Source organism: Shimia haliotis (assembly GCF_900114415.1).
Classification (GTDB): Bacteria; Pseudomonadota; Alphaproteobacteria; order Rhodobacterales; family Rhodobacteraceae; genus Shimia; species Shimia haliotis.
In genome coordinates this window covers 340,851-356,880 of the sequence record NZ_FOSZ01000003.1, presented here as the reverse complement: position 1 = coordinate 356,880, position 16,030 = coordinate 340,851, and the positions used below count along the sequence as shown (strand labels likewise).

Genomic DNA, 16,030 nt, shown 5'->3' with positions numbered 1-16,030 from the left:
ACAAGACAATCCGCAAACGACTCTTCCTTCGCGGCAAGCGAACAAGGCAAAGGCGCGCCTCTCGCCGGGGAGATTGAGGCGCGCCTTTCCATCAAGGAGGCTCAATTGGCAGCGCGCTCACCCGCGCTGGCCGCCCCGATCCGGTGCATTGTCTCGCAAGGCCCGCGCAATGACCTCCCCGCTCAAAGTGCTGTCCTGCTCCATCAGACAGCCAACCACAGCCCGGAAATCCAGCCGTTCAGGGCGCGCGCCGCGCTCCTCGTCGCGAGGCGCCGGAAAACACCCCGCAACCTGTTCTGTGCTCAAACCCAAATCCGCGCCAATCTCCGCAAAGGGCGGCTCTGGCCGCTCACGCTCCTGTGCATTGGCTTCCCCCACCAGAAAACTCGTCAAAAATGCTCCGCCCATCGCAGCACACAGCGCCAAAATCCGCAGGTCGTTCGCATCCGCCATACCGGCCTCCATTCGTTACACCCCCTACAAACGCGCCTGACCGCCACTTCCGTCGCAAAAAATCGCTCTGACGCACAAAAAAACGGCGCCCAAAGACGCCGTTCTTCCTATTGCCAAAATACCTTGGGGTGAGGCCCTGGGCCGAGAGGCAAAGCTCCTATTTGTTCAACGCGTCCAGACGCGCGGTGACACTCAACCCATGCGCTTCCAAACTCTCCGAGGTCGCCAGAACCTCCGCAGCCGGCCCAATCGCTTTCAACGCTTCCGGCGTCATCTTCGACAGGGTGGTGCGCTTCACAAAATCCATCACAGACAGCCCCGAACTGAACCGCGCCGAGCGCGCCGTTGGCAGCACGTGGTTGGGCCCGCCAACATAGTCACCAATCGCTTCCGGTGTGAACTGGCCAAGGAAGATCGCCCCCGCATGGGTGATCTCCTCACACAGCCCGTCAGGGTCCGCCACACACAACTCAAGGTGCTCAGGCGCCACGCGGTTGGACAGAGCTGCCGCTTCTGACAGATCCTTGGTCACAATCACCGCGCCATAGTCCCGCCAGCTCGCGCCCGCGATTGCCCGCCGCTCCAGCGTTTCCAGCCGCTTTTCAACCGCTGCCACAACGTCCTGACCGAAGGCTTCATCATCGGTGATCAGGATCGACTGAGCGCTCTCGTCGTGTTCGGCCTGCGACAGCAAATCCAGCGCGATCCAATCCGGCGTGTTGTCCTTGTCGGCAATCACCAGAATTTCGCTCGGCCCCGCAATCATGTCGATGCCGACCTTGCCAAACACCCGACGTTTCGCCGCCGCGACAAAGGCATTGCCGGGCCCTGTGATCTTGTCCACCGGCGCAATCGTGTCCGTGCCATAGGCCAATGCCGCCACCGCCTGCGCCCCGCCGATGCGATAGATCTCATCGACCCCCGCCAGCCGCGCCGCCAGCAAAACCAGCGGATTTGCCACGCCACCCGGCGTCGGCACCACAATCGCCAACCGCTCGACGCCTGCCACTTTGGCCGGAATGGCGTTCATCAACACCGAAGACGGATAGCTCGCCAACCCGCCAGGCACATAAAGACCCGCCGCCGACACAGGCGTCCAGCGCCAGCCCAACTGCGCGCCATTGTCTTCGGTCCACATCGCGTCTTCCGGCATCTGCCGCGCGTGATAGGTCCGAATGCGCTCCGCAGCCAATTCCAGCGCCGCGCGCTCTTCGTCGCTGACTTGCTCGCAATAAGCGTCGATCTCTTCATCAGAAAAACGCAACGTCTCCGGCGTCAGCTCCAACCGATCAAATTTCGCTGTCAGCTCGATCACCGCCGCATCCCCCCGATGCCGCACATCTGCGATGATGTCGGCGACAATCGCATCCACATCAGGACTGTCTTCGCGCTTGGCACCCAACAGGGCCGCAAAGCGGGTTTCAAAATCGGCATCCGAGGTGTTCAGAAACTGAGGCATTAAGTGACTCCTTTGATGCGGCTGTCTTAGACCGCGCTGACCCATCTCTCAAGGCACATCCCCCAAAGGATGGGACATAGCGCAGCCAAGCAGTTGCGCAACGCACGATCCCTTAAGAATCCGCCACCCGCAAATGCACACCGACGCAATACCGACGTGATACCGACGCGCCACAGACAACAACGCCCCTGTAAAAACAGGGGCGTTAACCATTTTTGCAAAAGTCGGGAAAAACCGGTCGTCAAACCTCGTGGTGCGGGGCCGATTTGGACGGCGCCGCATAGGGCCGCGTCACATCTCGCAGCGAAACTTCCAAGGCCTCAACCTGCAACCTGACGCCACCGTCACCGGCAAGCATCAACTCGATCACCCCTTCCGCATCTTCGCCCGCCGAAAAGGCAATAGACAGCAACGACAGAACTGTGTCCGCTTCATCACGCGCCACACCTTGGCTGGCCACATGGGTCACGTTGTCGACCACCAGCAGAGACTGAACACGCTCCACCACTCGGTTGCGTGTCTTGGCAGCTTTCAGGTCTTCCCAGCGGAACCGGTTCAACAGAACCGCAAACCGCCGTTCTGACGGCACCCACTGCATCTCGTTTGCCGGAAACACCGCATCCTGCGTCAGCGTGGACAAAACCTTCAGGTCTTCGGCGTCCAGCGCCCCAAGGTTCAGCGGCTTGTCACCGCCGTCTTCAAAACGTGCGTCGTCATTCACCGGTCCGATACCCTTTCAATATGGGCGCCTACGCCCCCAAGCTTTTCTTCGATCCGCTCATAGCCGCGATCAAGGTGATACACACGGCTTACCACGGTTTCCCCTTCCGCAGCCATACCAGCCAAAATCAGCGACACAGACGCCCGCAGGTCGGTCGCCATCACCGGCGCCCCCCTGAGTTTTTCGACACCATGCACAGTGGCCGTGCCGCCGTGCACCTCGATCGAGGCCCCCATACGGATCAATTCAGGCGCGTGCATGAACCTGTTTTCAAATATTTTTTCTTCAAGAACCGAAGTGCCGTCCGCAATGCACATCAGCGCCATAAACTGCGCCTGCAAATCCGTGGGGAAACCGGGGAAAGGTTCAGTCGTCACATCCACTGCTTTGACCCGTTCATTGCGACGCGAAACTTTGAGCCCTGCCTTGGTCTCGGTCACGTCGATGCCGGCAAGGTCCAGCTTCTCGGCGAAACTCTTCACCAGATCCATACGCCCGCCAAGCAGTTCGACTTCGCCGCCACAAAAAGCCGGCGCCAACATAAAGGTGCCAAGCTCGATCCGGTCGGTGACAACCTGATGCGTTGCGCCATGTAGACGATCCACACCCTGCACCACGATTTCCGAAGTACCGTCGCCTTCGATCTGGGCCCCCATCGCCCGCAGGCAATCGGCCAGATCCACAATTTCCGGCTCGCGCGCAGCGTTGCGGATGACCGTTGTGCCTTTGGCCAGCGTCGCCGCCATCAGGATGTTTTCCGTCGCCCCGACAGAGGCAAAGGCCAATTCCATCTCCGCGCCTTTTAGGCCACCAGGAGCCTTGGCGTGCAAATACCCATCACGCAGTTCAATTTCCGCGCCGAGCTTTTCAAGCCCATAAATGTGCAAATCCATCGGGCGCGCGCCAATCGCACACCCGCCCGGTAGCGACACAACCGCATGCCCGAGCCGCGCAAGCATCGGCCCCAAGACAAGGTTGGATGCCCGCATCTTGCGCACGATGTCATAGTCGGCAACGTGGTTGTCGAGATTGTGCGAGCTCATCGCCTGCACTTTTCCGTCCTGCAACGATGTCACCTCCGCGCCCAAGGACTGCAGCAGCGTTGTCATCGTCTTGATGTCACTCAGACGCGGCGCATTGGTCAGCGTCAGCGGCTCCTCGCTGAGAATCGTGGCTGGCATCAATGTCAGACAGGCATTCTTTGCCCCTGCGATCGGAATTTGTCCCTTTAGCGGACCGTTTCCGCGCACCAATATAGAGTCCATTAATCCTGCCCTTCACTCTTCACTGCCTCTGTATCCCCCTCCGTCTGGGACGCCCGAGCCTTGGCTTGCGCCTTGCGTCGTCCCATGTTTGCCTTGAGAGCCGCTTTCAGGCGGTCCTCTTTTGTAAGCGCTTTTTGCGCCGGTTTTTTGGAGGGTGATTTCTGTTCCATGCACTTTCCTTACATGAGGCGCAAAAAACCGTCCAGATTGCGCTTGCACACTCCTGAGTTTGAGTCTAAATCCCCGCCCACGGTAACGCTGCTGTAGCTCAGTGGTAGAGCGCACCCTTGGTAAGGGTGAGGTCGGGAGTTCAATCCTCCCCAGCAGCACCACCGATTTTCCCCCACACTCCAAACAACTGCCTGCGACCGGTTCTGTTCGCGAGGTCTGCGCGCGACTCGGATCGTCCGCAATCAGCGAGTCAGAGAATCCCTACTTCGCTCAGCGGAATTCCGCCTGATTCGAATCACTTCTGTTGCGTGTTGCGCTCTAATCCGAGCCAACGCACGACTTTGTTTACAAATTGAAATCAATTTCCACTTGGGTAATCGGAATTGCGGCAAACGCTCCCGCCCTTCGCGACGCCTCTCGAATTGGTTCTCAATTGGAAACGACCTGCTGCGCGTTTTGAATTATGGCGCAAAGCCCAACCGGCCATTACTCAAACTTGGCCAAAATGTGGCATTATTTGGGCCCCTTTGCCCCCAAATCACGCCCTATTTTTGCCCCATTCGGGAAACAATGCCGCTCAAGGCCCTGCTTTCACTGGCCCGTTAAAAAATAGTTAACGTCACAATTTCGGTTCTTTTTCGTCTAATTCTAGATGTTTTTGTTTCAACACCGCCTTGTTTCGCCCATATTTAGGTCACGCCTATCTGGGGGGCGTATGTTCTGGCTTGGGGCAGCCATTCACAAATTGGGCACCTTACGAGGTGTTGTAAGCCGTTCTTTATGAGCGGTGGGAGATCTGCATTTCGCTGTTCTTTCGAGAACGGCGAGCCGTGCACAGAGGAAACGAGGGAACAATGGCTGATCCGACTGGTCCTGGCATCGTGGACGGAACCGAGAACGATGACGCAATTGACGTAGGCTTCACCGATGGCGAAGGCGATAACGTCACCAACTCCGGCGCAGCTGTCAGCGCTCAGGGCGGTGACGACACCGTATTGGGCGGCGCTGGCGATGACACGATTTACGCAGGCAACGGCGACGACACGGTCCTCGCGGGCGCTGGCGATGATGAGGTTTACGGCGACGAATCCGATCCGCAGGACGCAGATCAGGATGCCGACGCAGAACCTGGCGACGATCTTCTCGCCGGCGAGGCTGGTTCCGACACCATCGAAGGTGGCGGCGGCGATGATGTAATCTACGGCGGCTTTGCCCCGATCAGCAACACCACCGGCAGCACACCAGGCGGCATCGAAAGCTTCAACTGGAGCGAAATCGGCACACCAGTCGACGGCGACCCGATCTCCGGCCCGATCACGCAGGACACTGGATCGATCTCCGTTGCGTTCTCGTCGACAACCACCGCTGCAAGCGCTGGCACCGAATATGACAATGCAACTCAGGTCGTCGACGGGCTTGTCGGCGGCGACGAAACAATCAACGCCAACAGTGGCTTGCGCATGGACACTGGCGCCGGCACAGGCGCGACTACGACCGCGGTGCTGGAATTCTCCGAAGCTGTTGAAAACGCACAATTCCGTATCAACGACATCGACGGTCGGGCGGTTACTAAAGTCTGGGCGTATGACACAGACGGCAACCGGATCGAAGTAACCCTGAGTGGTGAAGACGGCACGAACCTGCGCCTTGTCGACATTGACGGCGACGGCACAACCGAAGCCGCGGTTTCCGACGACATCGCGGACGGCGATGCCGACACCACCGGCAATTCTGTTCTGGTCGACATTCCTGGTCCTGTCGCCCGTATTGAAATCATCACGGTCAACCTGAACGATGATCCTGCCGATGTGAGTGTATCCGACGTCTTCTTCTCAACGGGACCCGTTGTGACCTCGATCGAAGATGGCGATGACGTGCTGATGGGCGGCGATGGAAGCGACATGATCTATGGTCAGGAAGGCCAGGACGAGATCACTGGCGGTGACGGCGTGGACACCATTGATGGCGGCGCGGATGCCGACACCATTCTGGGTGGCTCCACACTCGATCTGGTCAACGGCGGCAGCACCGGCGACGACGACGACACGCTTGACCTGCGCGGCCTGGGCCCGATCACGGTGGTCTATGATCCCGAGAACGGCGAAAACGGCGTCGCGGTGATCGAAGAAACCGGCGAAGCCCTTGAATTTTTTGACATTGAAAACATTCTTGCGGACGAAATCTCCGATCGTGAGCGTGATGGCATTGTCGAAGGCACCGTGGGCGCGGACCTCATCGACCTTGAGTACGATGGCGATCCGGACGGCGACTTTGTGGATAACGAAGACAACCTGTTCCCCGGTCGTGCAGAAAACGACGACGTCATTGTTGCCTGGGGTGGCGATGACACGATTGTCGCGTCCGAAGGCGATGACATCGCATTTGGCGGTGAAGGCAATGACGTCATGGGCGGCGGTGTCGGAGACGACAGCATGGCTGGCGGTGATGGCGACGACTATATGGAAGGCGCGTCGGGCAACGACGTGCTTTATGGTCGCGACGGAAATGACACGCTGACAGGCGGCGATGACGATGACGTGTTGATCGGCGAGCACGGCGACGACGTGGTCGCAGGCGGCGCGGGCAACGACACGCTCGACGGCGGCTCTGGCAATGACACACTCGACGGCTCCTCCGGCGACGACCTGATGAAAGGCGGCGCGGGCGACGATGAACTCGATGCGGGCGGCGGCGACGACACCATTTTCGCTGGCGCGGGCAACGATTTCCTCGAAGGCAACCCGGGTGACGATGAACTCTGGGGCGAAGAGGGTAACGACACCATCTTTGGCAACGACGGCAACGACACCATCGAAGGCGGTGCCGGCGACGACGTGATCTCCACCGGTCCAGGCGAAGACGTGGTAAATTCCGGCGACGACCGCGACACCATCATTGTCGTGGGTCAGGACAACCAGTTTATCGACGGCGGCGAAGGCGGCGACGACTTTGACACCCTTCAGGTGCTGGGCAACGCCGAGATCGAATACGATCCCGACAACCCGGAGAACGGCGTGGTCTACTATCTGGACGCAGACGATATGCGCACCGGAGTAATCACGACCTTCGTGAACATCGAAAACGTCGAAATCGTTGATCTGAGCGGGCTCGACGGTGTGGTCGAAGGCACAGACGGCGACGATCTCATTGATGCGTCTTATGTTGGCGATCCCGAAGGCGACCGTGTCGACAACTTCGACGCCCTCGACAACTTCTTGGACGAAGCGCTCGATTCAACTGTTCCTTCCAGCTTCTTCGAATTCCCCGGCGGCACACCGCGCGGCGACCAGCGTGACGCGATCGATGCCGGTGATGGCAACGACACGGTGATCTCCGGTTACGGCGACGACGTTGTGCACGGCGGCGCAGGCGATGACAGCATCGAGGCAGGCGCAGGCTTTGACGATGTATCCGGTGGCGCCGGCAACGACACCATTTACGGCGGCATCGGCACCGACAAACTGTTCGGCGAAGGCGACGACGACGTTCTTTACGGCGGCGATCAGTCCGACACCATTTATGGTGGCGACGGCAACGACGAACTTTGGGGCGAAGATGACGCGGACTCGCTGATTGGTGGCGCGGGGAATGACACCTTTGTTGGCGGTCAGGGCTCTGACACCATTGATGGCGGCGAAGGCGATGACTCCATTCTCGGCGGCGACGGCGACGATGTGATCATGACCGGCGACGGTGCGAACTTTGTGGACGCGGGATCCGGCAACAACGTGGTTGTTGCTGGTGACGGCGACGACACTCTGACTGGTGGCATCGGCGCGGACAGCATTGATGGTGCCGGTGGCGATGACTTGATCATCGGTGGCGCAGGCGTTGACACCATTGACGGTGGCGACGGCAACGACGCGATCACTGGCGGTACGCCAGGCGTGACCGGTGTGGCCTCGGTTGGTCAGACACCGGACTTCCTCAGCGGTGGCGCAGGCGATGACATCATCAACGGCGACTCCGGCGACGATGTGATCAGCGGCGGTGCCGACAACGACAGCATCGGCGGCGGCATTGGCGGAGACACCATCACAGGTGGCACCGGTGATGATGTCATTTACGGCGAAGACAGCTTCGACCTGACAACCGGTGAAATTGTCGACCGGCCGGCAGACTTCGACGATGCGCTGGCTCTGGAGCCAGGTGACGACGACATCCGCGGTGGTGCGGGCAATGACTTGATCTTTGGTCAGGAAGGTGACGACACTATCCGAGGTGGCACCGGTAACGACACGATCGAAGGCGGCTCCGGCGTGGATGAACTGCGCGGTGGCGCGGACGAAGACGTGTTTATCATCGGTTCTGCCGAGGATGGCGACGGTGATGTGATCCTGGGTGGATCGGGTGGCGTCGACATGGACCGCCTCGACATTGCTGGCGAGCAGGGTGTTGACTGGCGCATCGTCGACATGGTCGAAGACAGCGATGGCAACGGCTTTGACGGCACCATCGAGTTCCTCGACAGTACCGGCGACGTTCCCGTTGTGACAGGCACCGCGACATTCGAGAACATCGAAATCGTCTGCTTCACTCCAGGCACCAAGATCCTTACCCCGATGGGCGAGATCGCAGTGGAAAACCTGTCCGAAGGCGACTTGGTTGTGACCCGTGACAACGGTTTGCAAGCGATCCGCTGGGCCGGCTCCCGCAGCCTGAACGCTGCCGAACTCGCAGCCCGTCGGGAACTGCGTCCGGTAATGATCCGTCGCGGCGCACTTGGGCCAAATCAGCCCGAGCGCGACATGATGGTCTCGCCCAACCACCGCATGTTGCTCGTGTCCGAGCAGGCCGAGTTGCTCTTTGAAGAGCGCGAGGTTCTGGTGGCGGCCAAGCACCTGACACACCTTGAGGGTGTGGACGTGGTCAACGTTGACGACGTGACCTACATCCACATCATGTGCGAACAGCACGAGGTGGTTCTGGCAGACGGCGCATGGAGCGAAAGCTTCCAGCCGGGCGACTATTCGATGCAGGGCATCGAACAAGGACAGCGCGAAGAGATCTACGCTCTCTTCCCCGAGCTGCGCGAGAAAGACGGCCTCGCGGCCTACTCCGCCGCGCGCCTTTCGCTCAAGCGCCACGAGGCTCAGCTGCTCGTCTAAGACCGGCAGCACAGGTTTCGCTATGGGATGGGTCGGCCGTGGGGGCCGGCCCTTCTCTTTTTCAACCACATACTGCGTCTTGTGGCTGGACAGGCACGTGTTCTGAGGCTTTGATCACATCGACCTCGGCTCAGACTGGTTGAAAGGATTGGCAATGCCCGCACCCAGAAATACGTTCAAGGCTGCCCTTGCACAACAGCGCCCGCAAATTGGCTGCTGGATGTCTTTTGGCGAGGCGAGCACGGCGGAACTGATGGCCACAGCCGGATTTGACTGGCTTGTGATCGATGGCGAGCATGGCCCCAACGACCTGCGCAGTATCCGCGATCAATTGATGGTCACAGACCCATCCCCAAGCCATGCTGTTGTGCGTGTGCCTTACGGGCAGGACTGGATCATCAAACAAGCCTTGGACGCGGGTGCCCAAACGCTGCTTGTGCCATTGATTGACACAGCAGAGCAGGCCCGCGAAATGGTACGTGCCTGCCGCTATGCCCCCGAAGGTATCCGCGGCATGGGCGGGGCTGGATCGCGCGTCACCCGCTTTGGCTCAATCAGTGATTACGCCACAACCGCAAATCGGGAAATCTGCCTCCTTGTTCAGGTCGAAACCCGCCTCGGCATTGAAAACCTTGATGAAATTCTCGCCGTGGACGGTGTCGACGGTGTGTTCATTGGCCCGGCGGATCTCTCTGCGGATATGGGATTCCCCGGCAATTCTGGCGCGCCCGAGGTACAAGACGTCATTGAAGCTGCAATCCGCAAAGTCCGCGCTGCGGGCAAAGCTGCGGGCATTTTGACACTCTCGATTGACGGGGCCCAGAAACACTTGGCGCAGGGGGCCACATTCGTGGCAGTCGGGATCGACACTCTCGTGCTCGCCAACGCGGCCAGATCCCTGTGTAGCGATGCCAAGGCATTGCTGGACCAGCAGTAGAGACCACGCATGAGCCAGTCAGACCAGATCATTTGGGGCTCCGTGGTCCTAGGTATTTGCGCCATTCTCCACGTCGGCTTGCTCGCCGTGCTGATTCCGTCATTGGAGGGCGCCGGCCGCATACTCCGCCGTCGCGGCAATGTCTTGCGCACCGCCCTAATTACCGGTTTGGCCTTTGCAATGATCGTGTTCTCCCACACTCTTCAGGTTTGGTTGTGGGCATATTCTTTGATGTGGATGGACGCCTTCTCCCACCTGTCTGACGCGCTCTATTTTTCTCTCGTGACCTACACCACGGTGGGCTACGGAGACGTGATCCTGCCCGTCAATTTCAGGGTGTTCGGAGCGTTCGGCGGTGTTGCCGGCATTCTGTGCTTCGGCCTCTCTACCGCTTTTCTCGTATCCCTCGTCAGCCGATTGCTGCCGCGCTCCATTGGAGGGTCATTTGACACTCCCGCAGCACCCAGCGACAAGGACACATGATGAAAATTGCTTACACCATGGCGCATGGGCGCGGAGAGCTGGACCTTTTGCTTGCGGAACTGGCCAAACGGCTGGAAGCGAAAGGCGTTGTCACACGCGGCATTGTGCAGACCAACTCCGAATGCGCGCCGGACAGGCTTTGCGATATGGATGTTCAGGTTTTGCCTGACGGAGATGTCATCCGCATCAGCCAGTCGCTCGGCAAAGAAGCCCGCGGATGCCGTCTGGATCCCGATGCCATGGCGCATGCCGTTGCAGAAGTCTCCCGCAGCATGCAGACGCCTTACGACGTGTTTCTGTTGAACAAATTCGGCAAACAAGAGGGCGAAGGCAAAGGCTTTCGCGACTTGATCGCCGAAGCAGCGGCAAGCGGTGCCACCGTGATCGCTGGCACCAATCCCCTCAATTCTGAGAAGTTCACCCAGTTCGCGGACGGCATGGCCACCGAAGTGCCCGCCGACATCGACGCCTTGCTGGCATGGTACGATGAGGTGAACGCCTCTTAGGCCTCGGCGTCCTGGTCTTCCGACAGCTCGCGCCAATCCGGCACATCGCCGTTGTTGGTCAACATAATGGCCAAGGGTCGGGTCGCTTCAAAGAACGACAGTATGGTCATGATCCCTGACGTCAGGATCACTGATAAAATGGCGCCGATGAGCCCCCAAACGGCCGTCCATGCAGCCAAAGACACCATCACGATGACCGGGCTGAGGTTCATCGATCGCCCCATAAGTCGCGGCTCCCAGAAATAGCCGATGCCAAACTGGGCCGCGCCCAGTGCCGAGAAAAGCCAGAAAACATTCCAGCTGAGGCCCATTTGGCCGATGGCAAAAAGCATCGGAAGCGCCATGGCAATCCAGCTGCCGACATAAGGAATATAGTTGAAGATCGCCGTTGTGACCGCAAAGAACGCTGCAAATTCGATGCCAAAGAGCTTGAAAATCGCATAACAAATCACCCCAAGAACCACATTGATGAGCGTCTTGGTGGTGAAGTAAGTGCCGATCTGATCGGTGATCAGATCAATCGTACGCCAGACATTTTTGCGGTTCTCTGCGACAGGCACAATGGCCGCAATTTTGATCGAGATGCTGTCTCTCTCGATCAGGAACAGAACCGCATAAAGGAACACAAGCGCCAAGTAACCTGCTGAATAGCTGACGGAATTTAGAGCGATCCGGATCACGGATTGGAGATCTATATTCTCAAACAACAGCTTATCCAAAGACCGCCATGTGACCTCCAGCTCATAGTCAAACCGCGCAGCCGTGTCAGACGCCAGAACCGACAAAGACTCCGCATAAGTCGGAATGGCCCGCACGACCGGATCCAGGTTTCTGGCAAAAAAACCAACACTCGCCGTCAGTGCTATAAACAAAACGATGGTGGTGATGGTCATGCGCGCCCAAGGTGGCACCAACTTGGAATAATAGGGAATACGTTCAAGCTCGCGCGAAATCCCATGCATCAGAAATGCCAAAAGAGCCCCAAGCACGATCGGCACCAAGATTGCCTGTGCCGTATTCAGGAACCAGCCGGTGGCAATCGTTGCCAGAACGGCAAGACTCGTGGCGCTGATGCGCAAGGGAACGCTTTGGTCTTTCAACGGCTTGTGCTCCGGATCTGGTTTTGCACATCCTATCCTCTCCCCCCTCTCGAACAAGGAGAAAGGGGGCGCCTGCAGCCCAAATCAGCCGAATACCGCCCGCCGTATGAGGTTCAGAGAAGCAATCAACAGCACCAGCAAGGTTGCCCGGCGAAACCCCTGTTGATCGATGCGGCTTTGCAATCGAGTGCCAACCCACATCCCCGCCAATGCCGGCACAACGAGCATAAGCGACAGCGGAACGGTGTCCGCACGCAGGACACCCGAGCCGATATGAGCGACAACCAAAAGAACCGCACCGAGGCCATAGATCACCCCCTGCACGCGCATTTGCTCGGCTTTCTCTGTTCGTAGCGCCGTCAAATAGGCCACGGTCGGCGGCCCCCATACGCCAGACATGCCCCCCAACACTCCGGCGAAGGTTCCGATCCCGATCTCGGCCCGCGGGGTGGGTCGAAACCCGCCAAATCCGCGCCCCATAAGCTGAAAAATCGCAAAAAGCGCCACCGGCACGCCGATAATCAAAAGCATCACCTGCCCAGGTAACACGCGCACAAACTGCGCACTGATCAACAGCGCCACGCCGCCCGATATCAAAAACAGGTGGAACCGTTGGATAGACTGCCACGCAGCACCTACGCCGTGCTGCAAAGCCTGCACGCCATTTGTCACCAATGTCGGAAGAATCAGCCCGGCAAGCGCCAACTCCGGCTCAAGAAAGGACCCCAACCCAGATATCAAAACCATTGGCATCGCAAATCCGACCAGCCCTTTGATTGTGCCGGCTAACACAGCAATCACGCAGCAAAGGAAAAGTGTTGTGGCGTCGAAGTTTGCGAAAAATACATCCATACTTTGATATACGCCCAAGTTGCTGCACGTGCAAAAAATGACCGCGCAACATATGAACAAAACGTCGCGTTAGTTGGCATTTTTGTTGCGCTGCAACTGCAAAAGAATTATGTCACGGTGCAGAAACAGAGGATACAGCGACATGCCGCATGATGGACAGGACCTGACGATGAACAGCCCCGTGATTCTCCCCGAACTCTTGGCATTGACCGGCGCGGCAGTTGCCCCGGTTGAGGCCCTTCTGGAAACCGCAACCGCTCGCGTGCGCGAGACCGTATCGCTTGACGGCAAGGTGTCCGGCAAGTTGATGGAAGAGAACCAGACCGCGGCACATGGCCTGTCCTGGCTTGCGACCTATGCACAGTCACTCAAACAAATGCAGGCATGGGCAGAACGCCTCCATGCCGACGGAAAATTTGGCGAGATCGAACAACTCATCCACCAGATCGCATTTGGCGAATACCTATGGCAGGTTTATGGCGGCATACCGATGAGTCAGGGCGAAATCATCCGAATGCAGGACCTCGGCCTGACACAGGATGAACTGCGTGGACTGATGCAACCCGAAGTCATGTCGCTGTGTGACGGTGGCAACTCTCAGGCCGCCCGCCTGCGTCTGGTGGAGTTGATGCAGGAGCAATCAGCGAACATCATGTTCGGCGCGTCCGGCCTCGAAGAAGAGCTTGAAATGATCCGCGAACAATTCCGCCGCTTTGCGGTGGATCGCGTGGAACCCAACGCGCATGAATGGCACCTCAAAGATGAGCTCATCCCTATGGAAATCATTGAAGAGCTTGCAGAACTGGGCGTCTTTGGTCTTACGATCCCCGAAGAATACGGCGGGTTTGGCCTGTCAAAAGCGTCGATGGTTGTGGTGTCCGAGGAGCTGTCCCGCGGCTATATCGGTGTGGGGTCTCTGGGTACCCGCTCCGAAATTGCGGCCGAGTTGATCTTGTGCGGCGGTACCGAGGAGCAGAAGCAACACTGGCTGCCCAAAATCGCGTCCGCAGAAATCCTGCCAACCGCGGTCTTTACCGAACCCAACACCGGATCCGACCTTGGGTCGCTGCGCACCCGCGCGGTTAAAACCGAAGACGGCAATTGGGAGGTAACGGGCAACAAAACCTGGATCACCCACGCCGCGCGCACCCACGTGATGACCCTGCTGGCACGCACCAATCCCGACACCACTGACCACCGTGGCCTGTCGATGTTCCTCGCCGAAAAGACACCTGGCACCGACGAGAACCCCTTCCCGACCGAAGGCATGACCGGCGGCGAGATCGAGGTGCTCGGCTATCGCGGCATGAAAGAATACGAACTTGGGTTTGACGGTTTCAAGGTCAAGGGCGAGAACCTGCTTGGTGGCGAAGAAGGCAAAGGTTTCAAGCAGTTGATGGAAACCTTCGAATCTGCCCGCATTCAAACCGCTGCCCGCGCGGTGGGTGTTGCGCAAGCTGCCATGGACGTGGGTATGCAATACGCCATTGACCGCAAACAGTTCGGCAAATCGTTGATCAACTTCCCACGCGTCGCCAGCAAGTTGGCCATGATGTGCGTCGAGATCATGATCGCGCGTCAGCTGACATATTTCTCCGCTTGGGAAAAAGACCACGGCCATCGGTGCGATCTTGAGGCTGGCATGGCCAAGCTTCTTGGTGCCCGCGTGGCTTGGGCGGCAGCAGACAACGCGCTTCAGATTCACGGCGGCAACGGCTTTGCCCTTGAATACTCCGTCAGCCGGATCTTGTGCGACGCCCGCATCCTGAACATCTTTGAAGGCGCCGCCGAAATTCAGGCTCAGGTGATTGCTCGACGCCTTCTGGCCTGACCCTCGATCATTGAAACGAAGCCCCGCCGATCGCATGGTCGGCGGGACTTTTATTGTTCGCGGATCGGCGCCGGTTTCACGTCGGTATAGGGTCAGTATTACGTCAGTGCCGCACCGCGGTCATTGCCCCTCTGCCCCCACCGCAAGCCGCACATCATCACCGCAGGTATCAGAGTAAAGATCAGCCACTGAGGCATCACCCAAAGCGTGCCCAGCAAGCTCAGGCCGTAGACCACAAACAAGGCCGCAAACCCAAGTTGGATGCCGATCACCAAAAGCGCCAATGCCCGATTTTGGTGCCGGGCCATCACGGCACACGCTAATGCAAAAGCGATCAGAACCACGGTCACTGCATGCCACAAGACCGCTGCGACCCCCCGGACGCTGCCACTTAGGCTGCTGGCCTGAATGACGTGATGTATCTCGGGTCCGCCCAGAAAAACATGAACATATGTTGTCAGCCCCAAAAGGGCGCTTGCAAGGATCATCCAAGGGTTCATTTGTCGCTCCACTGATTCCATACGATAGCGTATGGATGCCACCATGCGAACACGGCTTGAATGAGTCAATACGTTACCGTATGGTTTTCTGCATGAGCAAAAGGCTGACCAAAGATGACTGGCTGCGCGGCGGATTTCTGGCACTGACAGAATCCGGTTCCAGCGCCCTTAAGGCCGAACCGATGGCGCGCCGCATGTCGACGACCAAAGGGTCGTTCTATTGGCATTTTGCGGATGTCCCTGCCTTTCATTCCGCACTGCTGAAAGAATGGGAAAGCAAAGCCTACGCAGACATCGTGACCCAAATCGACGGAGAAGATAGCGCGGCCCACAAACTGCGTGCGCTGGGTCAAATTGCGGTCTCAGGCGCGCCCAAAGAATACGGGGGCATCGCTTTGGAACCTGCAATCCGCGCATGGGGGCGCAGCGATCCCGATGTGGCCGAAGCCGTGGCCCGCGTGGACGGATTGCGGATGCAATATCTCTCGGCCTTGATGAAAGACATCGGCCTGACCAATCCCGAATTGGTGCGCATCCTTTATGCCTCGTTCATCGGCATGGAAGACCTAACCTCCCGTGACGGAGAAGTGAACGGCCCCGCCATGGGCACGCTGGTCGATCTGATATTGGCGCTCTATCAATAG

The 16,030-nt window shown here is 58.5% G+C and carries 13 protein-coding genes and 1 tRNA gene; 7 read left to right on the top strand and 7 right to left on the bottom strand.

Going from position 1 to position 16,030, the window contains the following annotated elements:
• Positions 1-117 precede the first annotated feature (117 nt).
• The 4 genes from BM069_RS09950 to murA all read right to left on the bottom strand — a co-directional run bounded on the left by BM069_RS09950 (position 118) and on the right by murA (position 3,898).
• Entirely contained in the window at positions 118-453 is a 336-nt protein-coding gene (locus tag BM069_RS09950; protein ID WP_139216176.1) for a hypothetical protein, read from the bottom strand.
• A 157-nt stretch (positions 454-610) separates the two neighbouring features.
• Positions 611-1,912 carry a histidinol dehydrogenase gene (hisD, locus tag BM069_RS09945; protein WP_093323351.1) on the bottom strand — a complete coding sequence of 434 codons (1,302 nt, stop codon included), beginning with the start codon at positions 1,910-1,912 and terminating at the stop codon, positions 611-613.
• A 241-nt stretch (positions 1,913-2,153) separates the two neighbouring features.
• Positions 2,154-2,633 (bottom strand): DUF2948 family protein, encoded by a 480-nt coding sequence (locus BM069_RS09940; protein ID WP_093323350.1) that lies wholly within the window; start codon positions 2,631-2,633, stop codon positions 2,154-2,156.
• Entirely contained in the window at positions 2,630-3,898 is a 1,269-nt protein-coding gene (murA, locus tag BM069_RS09935; protein WP_093323348.1) for a UDP-N-acetylglucosamine 1-carboxyvinyltransferase, read from the bottom strand. The genes BM069_RS09940 and murA overlap by 4 nt, the downstream gene beginning before the upstream one ends.
• A 257-nt stretch (positions 3,899-4,155) precedes the next feature.
• Here murA and BM069_RS09930 point away from each other — a divergent pair.
• From BM069_RS09930 to BM069_RS09910, 5 genes are all read left to right on the top strand, one after another.
• Positions 4,156-4,230: transfer RNA gene (locus BM069_RS09930), tRNA-Thr, on the top strand.
• A 693-nt stretch (positions 4,231-4,923) separates the two neighbouring features.
• Positions 4,924-9,177, top strand: coding sequence for a Hint domain-containing protein (locus BM069_RS09925; protein WP_093323346.1), 4,254 nt, complete (start codon positions 4,924-4,926; stop codon positions 9,175-9,177).
• A gap of 154 nt (positions 9,178-9,331) precedes the next feature.
• The gene (locus BM069_RS09920) at positions 9,332-10,114 is read left to right on the top strand and encodes an HpcH/HpaI aldolase family protein (protein ID WP_093323345.1); all 783 of its coding nucleotides are present in this window, start codon (positions 9,332-9,334) and stop codon (positions 10,112-10,114) included.
• 9 nt (positions 10,115-10,123) lie between these two features.
• Complete coding sequence (locus tag BM069_RS09915) at positions 10,124-10,597, top strand: potassium channel family protein (protein ID WP_093323343.1); 474 nt, start codon at positions 10,124-10,126, stop codon at positions 10,595-10,597.
• The gene (locus BM069_RS09910) at positions 10,594-11,103 is read left to right on the top strand and encodes a DUF2478 domain-containing protein (protein WP_342028846.1); all 510 of its coding nucleotides are present in this window, start codon (positions 10,594-10,596) and stop codon (positions 11,101-11,103) included. The genes BM069_RS09915 and BM069_RS09910 overlap by 4 nt, the downstream gene beginning before the upstream one ends.
• Here BM069_RS09910 and BM069_RS09905 read toward each other — a convergent pair.
• Positions 11,100-12,203 (bottom strand): AI-2E family transporter, encoded by a 1,104-nt coding sequence (locus BM069_RS09905; protein ID WP_170846720.1) that lies wholly within the window; start codon positions 12,201-12,203, stop codon positions 11,100-11,102. The two genes, BM069_RS09910 and BM069_RS09905, sit on opposite strands and share 4 nt — an antisense overlap.
• An 84-nt stretch (positions 12,204-12,287) precedes the next feature.
• Positions 12,288-13,055: a sulfite exporter TauE/SafE family protein gene (locus BM069_RS09900; RefSeq protein WP_093323339.1), complete on the bottom strand. Its 768-nt coding sequence runs from the start codon at positions 13,053-13,055 to the stop codon at positions 12,288-12,290.
• Positions 13,056-13,197: 142 nt separating this feature from the next.
• Between BM069_RS09900 and BM069_RS09895 the strand changes: the two genes are divergently transcribed.
• On the top strand, positions 13,198-14,886 hold the full coding sequence (locus BM069_RS09895) for an acyl-CoA dehydrogenase family protein (RefSeq protein ID WP_093323337.1): 1,689 nt from the start codon (positions 13,198-13,200) through the stop codon (positions 14,884-14,886).
• A 98-nt stretch (positions 14,887-14,984) separates the two neighbouring features.
• Here BM069_RS09895 and BM069_RS09890 read toward each other — a convergent pair whose 3' ends face one another.
• Positions 14,985-15,386: a hypothetical protein gene (locus BM069_RS09890; protein ID WP_093323336.1), complete on the bottom strand. Its 402-nt coding sequence runs from the start codon at positions 15,384-15,386 to the stop codon at positions 14,985-14,987.
• Positions 15,387-15,478: 92 nt separating this feature from the next.
• Here BM069_RS09890 and BM069_RS09885 point away from each other — a divergent pair, with 92 nt between their 5' ends.
• Complete coding sequence (locus BM069_RS09885) at positions 15,479-16,030, top strand: TetR/AcrR family transcriptional regulator (RefSeq protein WP_093323576.1); 552 nt, start codon at positions 15,479-15,481, stop codon at positions 16,028-16,030.

What these genes read in the sequence shown, in the direction of transcription:
- BM069_RS09950 (WP_139216176.1), bottom strand. Translation starts at nt 453, where the DNA reads ATGGCGGATGCGAACGACCTGCGGATTTTGGCGCTGTGTGCTGCGATG.
- hisD (WP_093323351.1), bottom strand. Translation starts at nt 1,912, where the DNA reads ATGCCTCAGTTTCTGAACACCTCGGATGCCGATTTTGAAACCCGCTTT.
- murA (WP_093323348.1), bottom strand. Translation starts at nt 3,898, where the DNA reads ATGGACTCTATATTGGTGCGCGGAAACGGTCCGCTAAAGGGACAAATT.
- BM069_RS09925 (WP_093323346.1), top strand. Translation starts at nt 4,924, where the DNA reads ATGGCTGATCCGACTGGTCCTGGCATCGTGGACGGAACCGAGAACGAT.
- BM069_RS09920 (WP_093323345.1), top strand. Translation starts at nt 9,332, where the DNA reads ATGCCCGCACCCAGAAATACGTTCAAGGCTGCCCTTGCACAACAGCGC.
- BM069_RS09915 (WP_093323343.1), top strand. Translation starts at nt 10,124, where the DNA reads ATGAGCCAGTCAGACCAGATCATTTGGGGCTCCGTGGTCCTAGGTATT.
- BM069_RS09910 (WP_342028846.1), top strand. Translation starts at nt 10,594, where the DNA reads ATGATGAAAATTGCTTACACCATGGCGCATGGGCGCGGAGAGCTGGAC.
- BM069_RS09900 (WP_093323339.1), bottom strand. Translation starts at nt 13,055, where the DNA reads ATGGATGTATTTTTCGCAAACTTCGACGCCACAACACTTTTCCTTTGC.
- BM069_RS09895 (WP_093323337.1), top strand. Translation starts at nt 13,198, where the DNA reads ATGCCGCATGATGGACAGGACCTGACGATGAACAGCCCCGTGATTCTC.
- BM069_RS09890 (WP_093323336.1), bottom strand. Translation starts at nt 15,386, where the DNA reads ATGAACCCTTGGATGATCCTTGCAAGCGCCCTTTTGGGGCTGACAACA.
- BM069_RS09885 (WP_093323576.1), top strand. Translation starts at nt 15,479, where the DNA reads ATGAGCAAAAGGCTGACCAAAGATGACTGGCTGCGCGGCGGATTTCTG.